Origin of the sequence: Mycobacterium montefiorense (assembly GCF_025823255.1) — a bacterium.
Classification (GTDB): domain Bacteria; phylum Actinomycetota; class Actinomycetes; order Mycobacteriales; family Mycobacteriaceae; genus Mycobacterium; species Mycobacterium montefiorense.
Window position 1 is genome coordinate 1083342 of record NZ_JACKVL010000017.1, and the last position, 15668, is coordinate 1099009.

Here is a 15668-nt window from a genome sequence, read left to right on the forward strand (position 1 = left end):
CATTAGGGATCCGTTGATCGGACTAGAGGTACCGCGGCTGCGTGTGGACAGCCGCTCTTAAAGGTGGCCGATTAGCGTTTCGATCGCATCGGCAATATTGCCGGGCACCGCCTCGTCGGCTTCGGCACGCACGATCATTTCTTCGGCAACCCCGGCCGCTTCGGCGGTCTCCCCCGGGGAGAGGTTGGCCCGGCGCCGGGCCGAATACAGGCGCTGCCCCAGCGGGGCGCCCGGGGCGGTCGCGCCGAGCGTCATCAGTTCGTCGTAGTGACGGCGAACCGTGCCCAGCGCTTTGATCAATTCGGGCGTGATCTGGCTGATGCGGGTCGCTCGCACGGCGATGGCCTCGAGCTGGCGCAGATCGGAGAGGATCGGTGTCGCCCGTTCGGTGAATTCGGGATCGTCGGCATGCGGCAAGGCGGCAATCGCCAGGCCGCAGCCGTCCACCGCGGCGACGATCGCCTGCGCGATCAGCGAAGCCGGGGCGTCGGAGTTCGGGGGCGCCGCGAGCTTGTTAGCGGCGTCAGGCGCGGCAGCGTTTGTGGTTGGTTTGCCGGCGGTGGGCTGCCCGCGCCGGATCCCCGCGATAGTTCCGGCGGGCCATTGCAGCAGCTGCTCGAGCTTGGCCTGAGTTCGTTGGCGCGGCCAACTGCGGCCCTTTTCGAAAGCGATGAGTGCGCCCGCGTTGATGATCCCGTCGGCCGCCAGGCTGCGCTGGCTGATGCCGAGTTCGCGCCGGCGTGCGGCCGCGGCCGCTCCGGCGCGCGCCATGCCCGGATCCGGTTCTTCACCGTCGGATTTGTGTCCGTTGGCGCGCCCGACAGGATTCGACGACTTCTTTGTAATCGACTCGGCGCTGGGCATCTACGGTGATTCCTCGGTTGAGGGGGCAGCGGGGCGGGCCTTCCGCCGCTGTAATCCTAACCGTTGCACTCCCGGATTCCTATTGCATGCCGCTACGTTTTAAATCACAGCGCTTCCGCTGCGCCGTCGAATCGCTACGGCGCCGCACCGGTCGGCAGCGCGGGTCAGCGACCACCTCACCGCCACCCGGCGGACACCCGGCTGGCAGCGCTACGGTTTGCACAGTTTGCACTCGCCTCCAGTCGTTCGAGCAGGGCCATCGCCAATCCGATGCTACGGTTACGTAACCGTCAGGTCGATGACGCGGATACCGCCCTACGCGGATCAAAACACCAGTTCAGGATGCCCATACGGCACAGTCTTGTGATTAGGCGTCACGAGTGCCGAGCGACCATACCGACCCTCGCGACGCAGCATTGGAACTGAACTGTTGCGTTGCATCGGTTAGTGCTATACCGTTCAACACATAGCACCGGAACGCAATGCTTCAGAAGGAACGACCGACATGACTGCTACAGCCCTTTACAACATCCCGCTCGGCGCCTGCACACAGGATCCCGACCGTTGGATGACCACCACTCCCGACGAGGAGGCCAAGGCGCTATGCCGGGCGTGCCCCCGTCGCTGGTCATGCGCTCGCGACGCCGTCGAGTCGCCGGGCGTGGAAGGGCTGTGGGCCGGCGTCGTGATTCCCGAATCGGGCCGTCCGCGGGCCTTCGCTCTTAACCAGTTGCGGTCCCTGGCCGAACGCAACGGATATCCGGTGCGCGAGGCCGCGAAGTCGGCCTAATCCCCGCTTATGGCCGCCGATCCTGGGTCAGCGACTCCTGGCAGCCGGAAGCTTTGCACCAGTGCGTCGTTGGGGCACACAACGCCCCGGCGGCCGCTACGTCGGCTCGAATCGGAAGACGGCGAGCCGGCCCGCCAGTGCTTCGAATTCGTCAGCCGTTCCATCACGCACCATGCCCGAACGTTTCGCGAATGCCACACCGACGGGCACCTGCACGGAAAATGTCCGCAGTACCGGCCGCGCTTCGGTAGCGGTGAGTTCGACGATCCGGACTTGACGTGACCGTCGGCCCCGGCTGAGCGTGCCGGTACCCGCGGCCCGGGCGTTGGCCGCCCAATCCGCGCCGGGATAGCCCGCGACCACGTAGAGGCAGCCCTGAAACTCGAACGGCGTCATCGGTGTGCGGCGCGGTTGACCCGACTTACGACCGGGCACGGTAAGCACCATGGCGGGGCCGGTCGGTATCCCCAGCCGTTGCACCGCCATCATCATCTTGTTCATCGGTTTGAGGTAGCGCGGCGGACGTGGTTCGGACATCTCGGAACTCCTTTGGGGGTCTAGTTCGTGTACAGGTCGCGGTGCTCGGACACCCACTGCGCGAAGGGCACTGGCGCCCGGCCGAGAATCTTTTCCACGTCATGAGTGACGAGTGCGGGGGTGTCCAGTGTTTCGGCGAGCATGGCCGTATAGGCATCGGCGAACTCAGGACTGAAGGCTAAATCGATGAACCGTTGTCGCGCCGCGTCCGCCGGTATTTGCCGGTACTGCAATGTTCGCCCCAGCACGGCGCCGATAACGTCGAGCAGCTCTGAATTAGTGAACGCCTGCGGGCCGGTCAACGGAATCCGCTGACCGACAAGATCATCGGTGAGCAGCGCGCGCGCCGCGACCGCTGCGATGTCGCTCTCGACGATCGGTGCGGTCGAAGCTGCTGGATAAGGCCCGGCCACCGTGTCGCCGGCGCGTATCTGCGCGGCCCACATTCCGGCGAAGTTCGTCGCGAAGACCGTTGGCCGCAGGCTCACCCACGCCAGACCCGAGTCGATGGCGAGCTGTTCGACCTCCTTGTTACGGTCGCCGCGAAAGCGCGAGGGCTGCCTCGAGAAGTCGTCATCGGCGTTGATCGCGGACAGTGCAACGAGTTTGGTAACCCCCGCGCGCCGGCATTCGGTCACGACATCGGCGAGATTTTCGCCGACCGCGCGGGAATTGAGAAATACCGCGGATGCACCCGGCAGCGCCTCGGCGACCGTGCCGACCACCTCGGTGCGCGAGGACAACCCGGCGGTTTTCGGCGTGCGGGTGATGGCGCGCACCCGGGCGCCCGCGGCGACTAGTTCGGCAACGAGCGGGCGTCCGACATTGCCGGTCGCTCCGGTGACGACGATCGTCATGGTGTTTCCTCCTGAGTTCGAAGATCTCCATCAACGACGGGCACGGAGCGGGGAAAGTTACAGTCGGTAGCAAGTAACTTTTTCCGCCACCAGATCGTCGATGTTGTTATGAACCAAGCCCAGCCGCCAACCGACCAGATCGCCGACGCGTGGCGTCGTCACCGCCCCTACCTGGTCAATCTCGGATATCAGATCCTCGGAGATGTTGGTGACGCCGAAGATGTTGCGCAAGAGGCATTTCTGCGACTTTCGCGGGTCGACCCCGAGGAGATCGACGACGTCCGCGGCTGGCTTACGGTCGTTACCAGCCGGCTCTGCCTCGACCAGGTGCGCTCGGCGCGAACGCGGTACGAGCGGCTGGGCCAGGCCCTCGACGGCCACCGCGACATTGAAGTCGCGGAATCACGAAGCCCAGACCCCGCGGACCGGGTCACCCTCGACGACGAGGTGCGCGCCGCCCTGATGGAAGTCTTGCGACGACTCAGTCCCGGCGAACGGGTCGCATTCGTGCTGCACGACGTGTTCGGCGTCCCCTTCGATTCGATTGCCGAGACCGTCGGTCGCCCGGTCGGCACCTGTCGTCAGCTGGCGCGGCGTGCGCGCACGAAATTCACTGCGGCACAGCCGAAGTACAGCGATGTGACCTCCGTCGACCACCAGCTCGTCACCGAGAAATTCATCACCGCCTGCGCCAACGGCGACATCGCCGCGCTGACCGCCGTGCTGGACCCGACGGTCTGGGGGGTGGGCACGGTGCTGGCCGATCCGGCGCCCCCGCCGCAGATCAACCATGGCCCGTATGCGGTGGCCACCAACCTGATGCGCTATCTGTGGCCGGGAGTCACCCTGGTCAGCGGTCCCGCGGGGCAGCCGGTGGTGCTCGCATTCGCGCAGCGCCGGCTGTTCGCCGCCATTGTGTTGACCATCCGTGGTCCGGTCGTCACCAAGATCGAGGCGATCGCCGATCCCTCGGCGCGCATTGCAGCGACCTGAAGCGCGGCGGCGTCAGCTCTCGTTGTCACCCGGCCGCCAGCCGCGGACACGGTCGGGGGTCGCCGCGAAATACCCGGCGATCATCGCGGCGGCCTGCAAAAATTTGCGCCGCGTGGGAGCCGCCATCTCGTGGCTCACGTCGATGACGCCGCCGGGTCGCAGATGAGGGTCATAGGGCACCTCGACCACCGGCTGGCCGTGATCGACGAACTCGCGGGCCAGCTGCGCCCGGGTGCGTTTGTCGGCGTGCCCGTCGGAATCGTTGAGCACCACGATCGTGTTGTGCAACAACTCCGTCATGCCCTGATCCGACAGCCACTCCATGGTCCGGGCGGCCGCCGAAGCTCCATCAGCCCACGGCGAGGACACCACGATCAACGCATCCAGGTCGCGCATGACTTCCTGGGTGACCGGTGAATCCATCGTCGAGCCGCAGTCGATCACCGAGATCGTGAAGTGGCGGTCCAGCCGCGAGGCGGCTTCCCGGTAGATCGCGGGATCGAGTACCCGGCGCGGACCCGACGCCGGTTCGCCCGCGAGTACATGCAGGCCGACCGAATTGCGGCCCACCCGCTCGGCTACATCGGTGAAGGTCTCCAAGTTCTTGTCGGCGTTCAGTTCCCAGAAGGAGCTCGTCGACCGCGGATCGATCCGACTGCTCAACCGCCCGAAGGCGGTGTCGGCGTCGATCGCGACCACGTGGTCTTGGTGGCGGAGTTCGGCGAACAGTGATCCGACACTGGCGGCGACCGACGTCTTTCCCACACCGCCCTTACCCACGACGCCGACCTTGTGGTTGCCCCGGAAGCCGGTTCGGATGGCCGCCTCGAAATGGGCGTCTTCCAGTTGCGCGGGTGACGGACCCAGGTTGACGAGACCAAAGGTGAGCAGCCGCAGGATGCGTCGCCACCCACGGTCGGGGAGTTCCGCTCCGGGCGCCGGGGTGCGGCCGGCGTCGGCCGCCTGCGGTGCGACGACCGGCGTGGCAGGGGGAGCCGGATAGGCAAGTGCGCCAGCGGATCGCGGCGGCGCCGGGGGCGCGACGTGCGGACGCGCAGGCGGCGGTTGGTGTGTGGGCGGCGGGGGTGCCGCAGGCGGCCTTGGCGCCGGAGGTGGAAACGACGGCGGCGGGGCGGGTCGCCGTCGTGGCGGGGGAAATGCTGCGGGAGGCGCGCTCCGCTGGCCCTCGGGAGGCGGACCGGGTGGACGCGCGGTGGGTGTGCTGGGCCGGTCGGGCTGCAGACGGTCCCGCAGGAATTCGTCGCGCTCGTTCATGGGCTCCTCGGTGCCGGGGGATCGATCGTGGCGCGTTACGCCGGCCCCAGGGCGATGCCCGGCCAATATCTCCGCACGCGCGCGCTTATCAGTATCGCGCAAACTCACTAGGCCCTCATGCGGTGCACCGCGACGCTCGGGGCGCCTACCGGGCATGCCCGCGAGCGATCCGGACGGCATTGCTGCCACGCTTTATCGTGACCGCTGGTGCGGATGTGGCTGTGCAGTGTGACGCCGCCCATCGCGGGGCCGGCGTGCGCCCGGGGTCACAGCAAACTCGGGTACGCGGTGAGGCCGGGAGCGACTCGCGCGGATCTGCGCTGCGGCGAGGGTATCGTGGGTAGTTGAACCCCATTTTCCCGCGTTATTGGTCGTCGCCTGCAGCGAATTTACGCTGTCGCTACCTGCCGGGTTAGACTTGGCGAAGTTGGCATGTCAGGCGGTTTTTGTCATATCGTTTTACGACTTGTCGAGACCGGGTACACGCCACCGTTCAGCGCCGCACGGACGATTCCCTAATCGGATCATTTGCCGTCTGGGAGACAGCCTATCGACAAGACCGAATGGGTCGGCCCGCTACCTCCGGGTGTGGCCCCGTCGGAGCCACTGAAAACGGTCGCGTAGCAGGTTCTGGTGAAAGAGGCAGGTGCATATGACGCCCACGCGCGTTGGGTTGTATAACCCCGCGTACGAGCACGATTCGTGCGGGGTAGCCATGGTCGTCGACATGCACGGCCGACGTAGCCGCGACATCGTCGACAAGGCGATCACTGCACTGGTCAACCTCGAACATCGTGGCGCCCAGGGCGCCGAGCCGCGCAGCGGCGACGGCGCCGGCATCCTGATTCAGGTCCCGGACTCGTTCCTGCGGGAAGTCGTGGACTTCGAGCTCCCCGCGCCGGGCAGCTACGCCACCGGTATCGCGTTTTTGCCGCAGTCGTCCAAGGATGCCGCCGCTGCCAGCGCCGCGGTGGAGAAAATCGCCGAAGCCGAGGGCCTCACGGTGCTGGGCTGGCGCAATGTGCCCACCGACGACTCGTCGCTGGGCGCGCTGTCGCGTGACGCGATGCCTACCTTCCGGCAGGTGTTCATGGCGGGTGCCTCCGACATGAATCTGGAACGCCGTTGCTACGTGGTTCGCAAGCGTGCCGAACACGAACTCGGCACCAAGGGCCCCGGTCAGGATGGCCCCGGCCGCGAAACCGTCTACTTCCCAAGCCTGTCCGGCCAGACGATGGTCTATAAGGGCATGTTGACCACCCCGCAGCTCAAGGCGTTTTACCTTGACCTGCAAGACGATCGGATGACCAGCGCGCTGGGCATCGTGCACTCCCGCTTCTCGACCAACACCTTCCCGTCCTGGCCGCTGGCGCATCCATTCCGGCGTATCGCCCACAACGGCGAGATCAACACCGTCACCGGCAACGAGAACTGGATGCGGGCGCGTGAGGCGCTGATAAAGACCGACGTCTTTGGGTCGGTCGACGACCTGGACAAGTTGTTCCCGATCTGCACGCCCGGTGCGTCGGACACCGCGCGCTTCGATGAGGCGCTTGAATTGCTGCACCTGGGCGGGCGCAGCCTGCCGCACGCGGTGCTGATGATGATTCCCGAGGCCTGGGAACGTAACGAGTCGATGGACCCGGCGCGCCGCGCCTTCTACGAGTACCACGCATCGCTGATGGAACCATGGGACGGCCCGGCGTCGATGACGTTTACCGACGGCACCGTCGTTGGCGCCGTGCTCGACCGCAATGGCCTTCGCCCGTCCCGCATTTGGGTCACCGAGGACGGCTTGGTGGTGATGGCGTCCGAGGCCGGCGTGTTGGACCTGGACCCGTCGACGGTGGTGCAGCGGATGCGGCTGCAACCCGGCCGGATGTTCTTGGTGGACACCACTTTAGGCCGCATCGTTGCGGACGAGGAGATCAAAGCCGAGCTGGCCGCCGAGCACCCGTACCAGGAATGGCTCGACAAGAACCTCGTTCCGCTCGAATCGTTGCCACAAGGTAAGTACGTGCGGATGGCGCACGAGCGACTTGTCATGCGGCAGTTAGCCTTTGGCTACACCTATGAAGAGCTCAACCTACTGGTGGCGCCGATGGTGCGCAGCGGTGCCGAGCCACTCGGCTCGATGGGTACCGATACCCCGGTCGCGGTGCTCTCGCAGCGTCCCCGGATGCTCTACGACTACTTCCAGCAGCTGTTCGCTCAGGTAACCAACCCGCCGCTGGACGCCATCCGCGAAGAAGTGGTGACCAGCCTGCAGGGCACCACCGGCGGGGAGCGCGACTTGCTCACGCCGAACGAGTACTCGTGCCACCAGATCGCGCTGCGCCAGCCGATTCTGCGTAACCACGAGCTGGCCAAGCTGATCAACCTGAATCCGGACGACGAGGTCAACGGGCGCGCACACGGTATGCGCTCCAAGACGATTCGCTGTCTGTACCCGGTCGCCGACGGTGGCGCCGGGCTGGCAGCCGCGCTGGATGAGGTGCGTGCTCAGGCGTCGGCCGCGATTGCCGACGGTGCCCGGGTGATAGTTCTCTCCGACCGGGATTCCGACGAACAGATGGCCCCGATACCGTCGCTGCTCGCCGTCGCCGGGGTGCACCATCACCTGGTGCGCGATCGGACCCGCACCCATGTGGGTCTGGTGGTTGAGTCCGGTGATGCCCGCGAGGTGCACCACATGGCGATGCTGATCGGCTGCGGTGCCGCGGCGGTCAACCCGTACCTGGCGTTCGAGTCGATCGAGGACATGCTCGACCGCGATGTCATCGACGGGATCGACCGCGATAAGGCGCTCAACAATTACGTGAAGGCCGCGGGCAAGGGCGTGCTGAAAGTCATGTCCAAGATGGGCATTTCGACACTGGCGTCCTACACCGGTGCCCAGCTGTTCCAGGCCATCGGGATCTCCGAGGACGTGCTCGACGAGTACTTCACCGGGCTGGCCTGCCCCACCGGCGGCATCTCTTTAGAGGACATTGCCACGGACGTGGCCGTGCGGCACAAGCTGGCATATCTGGACCGGCCGGACGAGCGCGCGCACCGCGAACTCGAGGTCGGCGGGGATTACCAGTGGCGCCGTGAGGGCGAGTACCACCTGTTCAACCCGGAGACCGTGTTCAAGCTCCAGCACGCCACCCGCACCGGCCAGTTCAAGATCTTCAAGGACTACACCCGGCTGGTCGACGACCAGAGCGAGCGGATGGCATCGCTGCGTGGCTTGTTGAAGTTCCGTGCGGGTGTGCGGCCCCCGGTTCCGCTGGAAGAAGTCGAACCCGCCAGCGAGATCGTCAAACGATTCTCGACCGGCGCGATGAGCTACGGCTCGATCTCCGCCGAGGCGCACGAGACGCTCGCCATCGCCATGAACCGGCTGGGTGGCCGCTCCAACAGCGGTGAGGGCGGCGAGGACGTCAAGCGATTCGACCCCGATGCCAACGGGGATTGGCGGCGCAGCGCGATCAAGCAGGTCGCCTCGGCACGGTTCGGAGTCACCTCGCACTATCTGACCAACTGCTCCGACATCCAGATCAAGATGGCCCAGGGCGCGAAGCCCGGTGAGGGCGGCCAACTCCCGGGGCACAAGGTGTACCCGTGGGTGGCCGAGGTTCGGCACTCCACACCCGGAGTCGGCCTGATCTCACCGCCGCCGCACCACGATATCTACTCGATCGAGGATCTGGCGCAGCTGATACACGACCTGAAGAACGCCAACCCGCAGGCGCGCGTGCACGTGAAGTTGGTCTCCGAGAACGGTGTGGGCACGGTCGCGGCGGGTGTGTCCAAGGCACACGCCGACGTGGTGCTGATCTCCGGACACGACGGCGGCACCGGTGCCACGCCGCTGACATCACAGAAGCACGCAGGTGCTCCGTGGGAACTGGGTCTGGCCGAGACGCAGCAAACCTTGCTGCTCAACGGGTTACGCGACCGGATTGTGGTCCAGGTAGACGGGCAGCTCAAGACCGGACGTGACGTGATGATCGGTGCGCTGCTGGGCGCCGAGGAGTTCGGCTTCGCGACCGCCCCGCTGGTGGTGGTGGGTTGCATCATGATGCGGGTATGTCACCTCGACACCTGCCCGGTCGGCGTGGCTACCCAGAACCCGGTGCTGCGCGAGCGGTTCACCGGCAAGCCGGAATTCGTCGAGAACTTCTTCATGTTCATCGCCGAAGAAGTCCGGGAGTACCTGGCGCAGTTGGGCTTCCGCACCCTGAACGAGGCCGTCGGCCAGGTGGGTGCGTTGGACACTACGCTGGCCCGCGCACACTGGAAGGCGCACAAGCTGGACCTGGCTCCGGTGCTGCACGAGCCCGAGTCCGCGTTCATGAACCAGGACCTGTACTGCAGCTCGCGTCAAGATCACGGCCTGGACAAGGCGCTGGATCAGCAGTTGATCGTGATGAGCCGCGAGGCGCTGGATTCCGCCAAGCCGGTCCGGTTCTCCACTACCATCAGCAACGTGAACCGCACGGTCGGCACTATGCTCGGCCACGAGTTGACGAAAGCTTATGGTGGCCAAGGCTTGCCGGACGGGACGATCGACATCACCTTCGACGGCTCCGCTGGCAATAGCTTCGGCGCCTTTGTGCCCAAGGGCATTACCCTGCGGGTGTACGGCGACGCCAACGACTACGTCGGCAAGGGACTGTCCGGTGGCCGGATCGTGGTGCGGCCGTCAGACAATGCGCCGCTGGAGTACGTCGCGGAGGAAAACATCATCGGTGGCAACGTGATTCTGTTCGGAGCCACCAGCGGCGAGGCCTTCTTGCGCGGCGTGGTCGGCGAACGGTTCGCGGTCCGCAACTCCGGTGCCCACGCCGTGGTCGAGGGCGTCGGCGATCATGGCTGCGAGTACATGACCGGCGGGCGGGTAGTGATCCTCGGCCGTACCGGGCGTAACTTCGCGGCCGGCATGTCCGGCGGTGTGGCCTACGTTTACGACCCGGACGAGGAACTGCCGCAGAACCTCAACACCGAGATGGTGGATCTCGAGGCGCTGGACTCCGAAGACGTGGACTTCCTGCACGGCAGTATCCAGGCGCACGTCGATGCCACCGATTCCGCTGTCGGCCAGCGGATCCTGGCCGACTGGCAGGTGCAGCAGCGGCATTTCGCGAAAGTGATGCCCCGGGACTACAAGAAGGTGTTGGAGGCGATCGCCCAGGCGGAACGTGACGGCGCCGATGTCGACAAGGCGATTATGGCGGCGGCGCATGGCTGATCCAAGTGGCTTCCTCAAGTTCACACATCGGGAGCTGCCGCAACGCCGGCCTGTCCCGCTCCGGTTGAAAGACTGGAAAGAGGTCTACGAGGACTTCAACGACGACACCCTGCGTGAGCAGGCGACCCGTTGCATGGACTGCGGTATTCCCTTCTGCCACAATGGCTGTCCGCTGGGCAACTTGATCCCGGAATGGAACGACCTGGTACGCAGGGGGCGCTGGCGCGACGCGATTGAACGGCTGCACGCTACCAACAACTTCCCCGACTTCACTGGCCGGCTGTGTCCGGCACCGTGTGAGCCGGCGTGTGTGCTGGGCATCAACCAGGATCCGGTGACGATCAAGCAGATCGAGCTGGAGATCATCGACCACGCCTTCGACGAAGGCTTCGTCGAGCCGAAGCCGCCGACCAAGCTGACCGGAAAGACCGTCGCCGTAATCGGTTCGGGCCCGGCCGGATTGGCCGCCGCCCAACAATTGACCCGCGCCGGGCACAGCGTCACCGTGTTCGAGCGAGCCGACCGCATCGGTGGACTGCTGCGCTACGGAATTCCGGAATTCAAAATGGAGAAGCGCGTCCTCGACCGGCGACTGGATCAAATGCGTGCCGAGGGAACCGAATTCCGGGCCGGCGTCAACGTCGGAGGTGACATCACCGCCGAACAGCTGCTCGCCGACTTCGATGCGGTGGTGCTGGCCGGCGGTGCCACCGCCGCGCGCGATCTACCCGTTCCGGGCCGCGAATTGGACGGCATCCACCAGGCAATGGAATACCTGCCGTGGGGCAACCGGGTGCAGCAAGGCGATGACGTTCTGGGCGAGGACGGGCAGCCGCCGATCACCGCCAAGGGCAAGAAGGTCATCATCATCGGCGGCGGCGACACCGGAGCCGACTGCCTGGGCACCGCGCATCGACAAGGTGCGGTCGCCATCCACCAGTTCGAGATCATGCCGCGGCCACCGGAAGCCCGCGCCGAATCCACGCCGTGGCCGACCTACCCGCTGATGTACCGGGTGTCATCGGCGCACGAGGAAGGCGGCGAACGGGTCTTCTCGGTCAACACCGAGATGTTCGTCGGCACCGACGGGCGCGTGACCGCGCTCAAGGCGCACGAAGTGACGATGGAGGACGACAAGTTCGTCAAGGTCGAGGGCTCCGATTTCGAGCTCGAGGCCGACTTGGTGCTGCTGGCGATGGGCTTCGTCGGACCGGAGAAGCCGGGCTTGCTCACCGACCTCGATGTGAAGCTCACCGACCGCGGTAACGTCTCGCGCGGCTCCGATTACGAGACCTCGGTGCCCGGCGTTTACGTTGCCGGAGACATGGGCCGGGGTCAGTCGTTGATCGTCTGGGCGATCGCCGAGGGCAGGGCCGCGGCGGCGGGGGTGGACCGGTATTTGATGGGGTCAACCGCACTTCCGGCGCCCATCAAGCCGACAGCCGCACCGCTTCAATAATCACACCAGTCACATCAGAAACACGCCTGGAATTGCCCGGCGCGTCTCCCACGGTTTGCCAGGCCGCGGGTGTCTAATAGCGACTTGTGTGCTTCGTCACAGCGGAGCCGCAGTTGGGGCAGACCGATTGCAGGAGTGGTCACTGTGCATATGAATCCAGTACCTAGTTCGCGGGTGGGGCGAATGGCCTGGTCTTGGCTTCGACACCCGGTGAAGAGCCGCGAGTTCCCCGCTAAGCGGGAACGTTTGGTAACCGCCGAAGAGGTCTTACTCTTCGGGGTGTAACGATCTGACTTAGCTATCCACAATTCCAGGACGGGTTTGCTCGGCGTTCCGAATTCATCATTTCGCCGAAGGCAGTCCAAGATCCGCGCTTATCCCTTCCATAAACCCGAATCCCGGATCGTCTCGGCCAACGGTTCCAGGATGGCCGGGTCATGCGGCGGGGGCAGGTAGACGATCGCCAAGTCCAGTCCTTCGGCCCCTAGCCCGGCCGCCGTCTCGATCACTTGCCCGAGGTCGTGGTCTTCACCCAGGCGGACGTGGGCTGACATGGTGATTTCCTTGGGGTCGCGGCCGATGTCCGCGCAGCGCGCCGCCAGCACGTCGCGCTTGCGGGCGAACTCCTCGGGTGTCCCACCCGCGAAATTCCAGTGCTGCGCGTAGCGCGCGGTCAGCGGGAGCGTGCGCTTCTCGCCGCTGCCGCCGATGCAGATTGGCGGGTGCGGGTGCTGCGGGCCCTTGGGCTCGTTGCGTGCGTCCTTGAGTTGGTAGTACTTGCCGTCGAAGGTCGTCTTCTGCTCACTGAGCAGGCTGATCAGCACTTGGCAGGCTTCCTCGAACCGGTCGAATCGTTCCCTGATGCCGCCCAGTTCGATGCCGTACGCGCCGGACTCCTCCTCGTTCCAGCCGGCACCGATCCCGAGTTCGAGTCGTCCGTTGGAGATGACGTCCAGGGCCGCGGCCATATTGGCCAGCACCGCGGGGTGGCGATAGTGGATGCCGGTGACCAGGGTGCCCAGTCGCAGCCGCTTGGTGGCCTGGGCCAGCGCGGTCAGCGTCGTCCAGCCCTCCAGACACGGGCCGGTGCTGTCGGAGAAGATCGGGTAGAAGTGGTCGAACGTCCACCCGGACTCGAAGACGTCGATCTCGTCGGCGGCCTGCCAGACCGCGAGCATGCCCGGCCAGGTGGTGTTTTGTGGTGAGGTTTTGAACGCGAATCGCATGTCACCGAAGTTAGTCGAGATTTATGAAGCGCAACTAAACTCGTGCGGACGATGACTACCGCTTTTGGGCCCTTGGGCTCTGACACCAAGATCACCCTGCTGTTCGCCGGCCTGATCTTTTTGTTGGCGTTGGTGCTCGGGGTCTGGAAGTACCGGGGGATCGCGACGTCTGACGACCACCGGGCGCATCCCTACGTCGACATCGCCCACCGCGCGGCGTTGCTCTATTCGTTCGCGACCCTGTTGCTCGCGGTCTTCGTCGAGCTCAGCGCCTGGCCGAGCTGGGTCAACCTGACAGCGGCGATGGTCGTCGTCTTCTTCTTCGTCGCAGCGATCGCCAGTTATATCGAACACGGTGCACGGCGCGACACCGTCAACCAATTCGAGAAGCCGGTGCGGGGGACGGGGTTGGCAATGGCCCTGCTGATCGTCGGCGAGATCGGCGGCTTCGCGGCGGTATTCGCCGGCTTCATCGCCGGGCAATTGTGGTGAAGGGCCAGGCACACTGGAGCCATGGACCCGGTAGCTGCTCTTCGGCAGATCGCCTACTACAAGGACCGCAGCCGCCAGGACCCTAAACGCGTGATGGCGTACCGCAACGCCGCCGATATCGTCGAGGCCCTCGACGACGCCGAGCGTGAGCGCCATGGGCAGGCCAACAGCTGGCAGACGTTGCCGGGTATCGGGCCCAAGACCGCGAAGGTCATCGCCCAGGCCTGGGCCGGCCGCGAGCCCGACGCGTTGATTGAATTGCGTTCTGAGGCAACCGATCTCGGTGGCGGCGAGGTGCGGTCCGCGCTGCGCGGCGACCTGCATCTGCATTCGAACTGGTCGGACGGATCGGCACCGATCGAAGAGATGATGGCCAGCGCCGCGGCCCTGGGCCATGAATACTGTGCGCTGACCGATCACTCGCCGCGGTTGACGATTGCCAACGGACTGTCTGCGCAACGATTGCGCAAACAGCTCGGCGTGATCGACGGGCTGCGGGACAAGTTCGCACCGATGCGCATCCTCACCGGGATCGAGGTCGACATCCTCGACGACGGCAGCCTGGACCAGGAGCCCGAACTGCTGGAGCGCCTCGACGTCGTCGTGGCCAGCGTGCATTCCAAGTTGTCGATGGACTCCGCGGCAATGACCCGCCGAATGGTTCGCGCCGTCTCCGACGGCCATGCCGACGTGCTGGGCCATTGCACAGGCCGGCTGGTTGCCGGCAACCGCGGCATCCGGCCGGAGTCGAAGTTCGACGCCGAGAAGGTCTTCACCGCCTGTCGCGATCACGGCACCGCGGTCGAGATCAACTCCCGTCCCGAACGCCGCGACCCGCCGACCCGGCTGCTGAACCTCGCGCTGGAGATCGGTTGCGTGTTCAGCATCGACACCGACGCGCATGCCCCCGGCCAGTTGGACTTCCTGGGCTACGGCGCCCAGCGTGCACTGGACGCCGGCGTTCCGATCGATCGGATCGTCAACACCTGGCCGGCCGACAAGCTGCTGGAGTGGACCGAATCCAACTGAAACCTCAGACCCGGACCGTTTCCGCTGCCTCGGGAACGGGTTCGACGCTGTTGCCGCGGCTGTGCAGCAAATTGGCGCCGGCCACGATCGCGCACGTCGCGGCCGGAAGGAGCAGCGAATATCCGCCTAAGTGAACGCCGAACAGGATTCCGGCGATGCCGCCGCCGAGAAACAGCAACAGCGTCGTCGTGAGGATCGCAGCCTTCCACTTCTGGATTCCGTCGTGCCGGCTGCGGCCGAGCATCAGCCCGAGGTCGGTGACAGTCCCGGTGAAGTGTGTAGTGCGGATCGACATTCCGCGAAAGCTCGAGGTCAACCCATTCTGCAGGCCCAAAGCCGCGGCGGCAAACATCGCCTGCACGGCGGTTAGCTCGATTCCCAGCGAAGTGATCTGTGCCTTGACAAAGGTGTCTTCGACGCCGGCCGCGGCGAGCGCGAGCAGCACCGCCTCGGTAAACAGCACGACGGCATGGCGTCGGCCCGCCAGTGCCTGGGTGGGTGCGAGAACTGCCCCAGCCGTGATCGCGCCGACCAGGAAGCCGAACAGGATCGCGCCGAGCACGTGGCCTTCGTACAGCCACGGATTTGCCGTATTCATGCCCAGTTGGGTGGTGATAGCGGTGAGGTTGCCGACCGGCAAGGCCAAAATCAGCAGGGCCACCGCGTTGACGAAGCCCGCGGATAACGCGAGCACCGCGCAATAGCCGAGCAAGAGACCTTCGCGAGGCAGGCCACTGTCGCGGGCTTTGTCCGGCGGCGGCATGGTGTTCAGTCACTCACTTTCAAGGTCGGGTTTTCGTCAGCTTACAAGCGGATACTCGGGCCCGCCGGGGGCCACAGCATCTCAAACAATGCTCTTATCTTCGAAATATCATGGGCTGGAATGAAATTGGTGATTCAGAGCAAAATA

The 15668-nt window shown here is 65.4% G+C and carries 12 protein-coding genes; 6 read left to right on the forward strand and 6 right to left on the reverse strand.

Annotated elements, in window-relative coordinates; translation table 11 throughout:
* Positions 1 to 57 precede the first annotated feature (57 nt).
* Positions 58 to 864, reverse strand: a complete 807-nt coding sequence (locus H7K34_RS25040) for a helix-turn-helix domain-containing protein (RefSeq protein WP_308203160.1) — start codon at positions 862 to 864, stop codon at positions 58 to 60.
* A 505-nt stretch (positions 865 to 1369) separates the two neighbouring features.
* On the opposite strand from H7K34_RS25040, the gene H7K34_RS25045 reads away from it, so the two are divergent.
* Positions 1370 to 1654 carry a WhiB family transcriptional regulator gene (locus H7K34_RS25045; protein WP_264064662.1) on the forward strand — a complete coding sequence of 95 codons (285 nt, stop codon included), beginning with the start codon at positions 1370 to 1372 and terminating at the stop codon, positions 1652 to 1654.
* A gap of 96 nt (positions 1655 to 1750) precedes the next feature.
* On the opposite strand, the gene H7K34_RS25050 is transcribed toward H7K34_RS25045, so the two are convergent.
* Together H7K34_RS25050 and H7K34_RS25055 are read right to left on the reverse strand one after the other, a co-directional pair.
* Complete coding sequence (locus H7K34_RS25050; protein WP_264064663.1) at positions 1751 to 2191, reverse strand: nitroreductase family deazaflavin-dependent oxidoreductase; 441 nt, start codon at positions 2189 to 2191, stop codon at positions 1751 to 1753.
* 20 nt (positions 2192 to 2211) lie between these two features.
* Complete coding sequence (locus H7K34_RS25055; RefSeq protein WP_264064664.1) at positions 2212 to 3048, reverse strand: NmrA family NAD(P)-binding protein; 837 nt, start codon at positions 3046 to 3048, stop codon at positions 2212 to 2214.
* Positions 3049 to 3156: 108 nt separating this feature from the next.
* On the opposite strand from H7K34_RS25055, the gene sigI reads away from it, so the two are divergent.
* Positions 3157 to 4041 carry an RNA polymerase sigma factor SigI gene (gene sigI, locus H7K34_RS25060; RefSeq protein WP_264064665.1) on the forward strand — a complete coding sequence of 295 codons (885 nt, stop codon included), beginning with the start codon at positions 3157 to 3159 and terminating at the stop codon, positions 4039 to 4041.
* A 12-nt stretch (positions 4042 to 4053) separates the two neighbouring features.
* Here the strand turns inward: sigI and H7K34_RS25065 are convergent, their stop codons facing one another.
* A complete protein-coding gene (locus H7K34_RS25065) occupies positions 4054 to 5316 on the reverse strand; it encodes a MinD/ParA family protein (RefSeq protein ID WP_264064666.1) in 1263 nt (420 codons plus the stop codon).
* A gap of 652 nt (positions 5317 to 5968) precedes the next feature.
* Here H7K34_RS25065 and gltB point away from each other — a divergent pair.
* Together gltB and H7K34_RS25075 are read left to right on the forward strand one after the other, a co-directional pair.
* The gene (gene gltB / locus H7K34_RS25070; RefSeq protein WP_264064667.1) at positions 5969 to 10552 is read left to right on the forward strand and encodes a glutamate synthase large subunit; all 4584 of its coding nucleotides are present in this window, start codon (positions 5969 to 5971) and stop codon (positions 10550 to 10552) included.
* A complete protein-coding gene (locus tag H7K34_RS25075) occupies positions 10545 to 12011 on the forward strand; it encodes a glutamate synthase subunit beta (protein WP_264064668.1) in 1467 nt (488 codons plus the stop codon). Before gltB ends, H7K34_RS25075 begins: the two co-directional genes overlap by 8 nt.
* Positions 12012 to 12385: 374 nt before the next feature.
* Here the strand turns inward: H7K34_RS25075 and H7K34_RS25080 are convergent, their stop codons facing one another.
* The gene (locus tag H7K34_RS25080) at positions 12386 to 13237 is read right to left on the reverse strand and encodes an LLM class F420-dependent oxidoreductase (RefSeq protein WP_264064669.1); all 852 of its coding nucleotides are present in this window, start codon (positions 13235 to 13237) and stop codon (positions 12386 to 12388) included.
* Between the two features lie 51 nt (positions 13238 to 13288).
* Here H7K34_RS25080 and H7K34_RS25085 point away from each other — a divergent pair, with 51 nt between their 5' ends.
* Both H7K34_RS25085 and H7K34_RS25090 read left to right on the forward strand, forming a co-directional pair.
* Entirely contained in the window at positions 13289 to 13729 is a 441-nt protein-coding gene (locus H7K34_RS25085; RefSeq protein WP_264064670.1) for a hypothetical protein, read from the forward strand.
* Positions 13730 to 13750: 21 nt separating this feature from the next.
* On the forward strand, positions 13751 to 14758 hold the full coding sequence (locus H7K34_RS25090; RefSeq protein WP_264064671.1) for a PHP domain-containing protein: 1008 nt from the start codon (positions 13751 to 13753) through the stop codon (positions 14756 to 14758).
* Between the two features lie 4 nt (positions 14759 to 14762).
* Here H7K34_RS25090 and H7K34_RS25095 read toward each other — a convergent pair whose 3' ends face one another.
* Complete coding sequence (locus H7K34_RS25095) at positions 14763 to 15521, reverse strand: YoaK family protein (RefSeq protein WP_264064672.1); 759 nt, start codon at positions 15519 to 15521, stop codon at positions 14763 to 14765.
* Positions 15522 to 15668: the final 147 nt, after the last annotated feature.